The organism is Streptomyces sp. NPDC019531, from assembly GCF_044903305.1.
In the GTDB taxonomy this organism is placed as follows: domain Bacteria; phylum Actinomycetota; class Actinomycetes; order Streptomycetales; family Streptomycetaceae; genus Streptomyces.
The window spans coordinates 1-2,922 of sequence record NZ_JBJDQL010000125.1 but is presented as its reverse complement, the minus strand read 5'-3'; the positions used below and the strand labels follow the sequence as shown (position 1 = coordinate 2,922).

General features: G+C 69.1%; 1 protein-coding gene. It reads right to left on the bottom strand.

Annotated features, from left to right (window positions below; translation table 11 throughout):
* On the bottom strand, positions 1-2,922 hold a 2,922-nt coding region (locus ACI2L1_RS45045), incomplete at both ends, for a hypothetical protein (RefSeq protein WP_404745283.1).

The following is a 2,922-nucleotide window of genomic DNA, read 5'->3' as shown; positions in this document are numbered from 1 at the left end:
CAGGTGGGCCGCGTCCTGGAGGAGGACGACGCGCTCCGCCGCGGGGAACCGCGCAACCTTGTGCGAGTCGGCAAGCATCTCGTACAGGCTGTCCTTCCCCTGGGAGAGCAGCCAGGCCATGAGCGCCGCCCTGGCGGCGGGCAGCATCCGGGCGGGAGCCAGGTCCCGGTAGTCCTCCAGCAACCGCATGACCACATCGGTGCGGTCGTTCGCGAGCGGGAAACCGTGGCCGCCGCGCAGTGCCGGCCGCCAAGCGGGGCCGCTCGACGAAGTGCCTACGGGCATCCCGTCGCGGAGCGCGGCCTCAGCGACCACGTACAGCAGGTCCCACACCTCATGATCGGTCGCTCCGTCGGGGGTGCCGGCGGCGGCCGTGTTCCGCCCCAGCACCTCCAGCACGCGCTGGGCGACGTCACGGACCTCGGCGGGGTCGGCGTCCCGCGTCAGCCGGTCTTCGATGACCGTCCGGTACTTGCGGCCCAGCACGCCCACGAGGTGCCAGGCGGCGCCCAGCACATCAGGGTCCGCGGCCATGTCCTCGCCGAGGTCCTGCTCGTACTCGCGGCTGAGCCGTTCCCACTCCCGATCGGAGTAGAAGGCACGGAAGCCGCTGGTGTACTCGGGGAAACCGGGATCCCCGGGACGTGCGGTGGCGGCCCCCGTCCGGTCCCGCGGAGTGAACTCGACCAGCCGGGGCAGCCCCTGCCCCGGCTCCTTAACCAGCCCCAGGAACGGCTTTCCCTGCCGCAAGCTCGTAAAGGTTTCCGTGGTCGGGGCCGTGGTCCGGTGCCCGGTCCAGTCGGCGACCTGCTGCCCCACCGAATCCCCGCCGGGAACCTCAGCCCCCGCCGAACAGGAGGTGAGGAAGATCCGGGTCTCCGCGGGCAGCCCGCCGCGGTCCAACAGCGACTTGAGGTACCGGCCCCACTCCGCGCCGCTGACCATCCGCGGACCGTAACGCGACACCACCTGCACGGACTGCGGAGAGCCGTGCGCGGTGGCCACGAACTCTTTGCCGGTCCAGTTCAGCTTCTGCGGCTTGCCGTCGGCCACGTGGTCGGCGTTGACAGGCGTCCATTCAGGGATCTCACGCGTGCGCTCCTCTGCCTTCCCCCGGTGTGCCCAGTACCGGGCACCCATGCTCGCCACACCGATTAGCTCAGTCCCTGAGGTGATGTCCCGGGTGACGATCGGCTGGTCCCAGGGCTCGATCGGCTGATCGGCGGGCAACTCGCTGAGCTCGACCGACTGAACGGCGGGCAGCTCGCTCAGCTCGACCCGCAGGAAGGCGCGGCCGGTCACCACGTCGTGGAACAGACCTGCCGACTCCACCCGGAAGTTGGTCCGCGACGGGTAGAGCACCGTGCGGAGCTGCGGAGTCCTCGACAGCGGCGAGACATCACGTGCCGTGGCACGCTCCACACTCCACATCACCGGCCGACCCTGGCCCCCGGCAAGACCGCGGAGCTCGCCCAACGCGGCTTCCGCACTGGTGGTCGCACGATGGAACCGGGACCACGTCCGCTTAGTCCCCGCCCCGGGCACACCACCGCCCGCCGCCGAATCCGGCACACTGGTCCAGTAGACCCGGGTGTCGACAGGAGGCAGCATCTCCAGCGCCTCAGCCGCCAACTCACCATGAAGGCCCAGTTCGCCATGCAGGTCCTTGGCCAGCCGCTCAGCGTAGTCCGCGAGCTGCACGCGATAGGACCAGCCCCAAAGGAACCTGTTGTGGTACGCCGCCGCCTTACGAGCCTTATCACGGAAGTCGGCATCCCGCAGGAACAGCAGCGGTAACTGCGAGTTTCCGCCCGCCGCCGCGGCCGTGACCAGCGCACGTGCCTCGTGGCGCAGCCGCTCTCCGGCCTTCGTGCTGTCCAATGCCTCGATCAGCCGCGCGTCCACGCCACTGACCAGGTAGACCGCCATGGCGTGGGCGTCGAGCAGGTTATCCCTCAGAAGGCCGATGTCCTGGTGACGGTGCAGCCATTCCGCCAGCGACGCACGCCGGTGCCGCCACTCCTCCCTCGCCTCCTCGCTCGCCCAGAACGACGGAGCGTCCGGCCTGATGTCCGGTTCCACCTCCCGGATCAGGGTAAGGAAGTCCACGACCTGCCGGACCGTGCCCGTTGCCTCCTTGATGAGCGAGCTCGTCCGCCAAACGTACATCTGGTGGTGCGGCAGCATGAGGCGGTCAGCCAGGGTGGGGGCGAGGTCCCTCATGGACTCGACTGAGGTCAGCCTGTCCAGGGGGTCCAGGACGCCGTTGACCCAGCCGTGCAGCCGGGCCGCGTCAACGCGGGAGATGCTGGGCTCAACGCTGTCGCGCACATCCGCCTGCTGGGCGGCGGCGAGGATCTCCGCCAGCGAGTGCCTGCCGGACGGCAGCAGCCAGCCCAGCATCGCCTCGCGGAACAGCAGCGCGTCGCCGTCGGGGACCAGCATGCGATGGACTTTGAGCAGCCACTTTACGAGCGTCGCAGGTTCCTGTGTCATCCGCAGGCCGCGCTCACGTGCCTCCTGCAGGAAGGAGTCGCTGTGCGTTTCGGTGGGCGGCTCCGAGGACAGGTTTTTGGTGTTCAGCTCCGGGCGATCCTGCCACAGGGCACTGAGCGAGATTTTGGTCGGGCTCAAGTAGGCGAGGTCCTCGAACCGGGCCATGAGCGAGACCAGCCGGACATTGCTGTTCGCAGGGTCGATCAGCTGCCAGACCTCGGCTTTGCGGTAGCCGAGGCCGCGGGCCATCTCCGCCCTACGGACGGTGGCTGGCCGGCCGACCGGGCTGTAGTCATTCGACCTGAGCAGGTAGCCGTACAGCGCTGAGACCGCCTTGCGGGCCTCCGCGATCACACGGGGGTCGGCGGCCAGCACTTCTCCGACGGCCTTCTCGTACCTCTCGCTGAGCCGGTACCACTCGTCTGT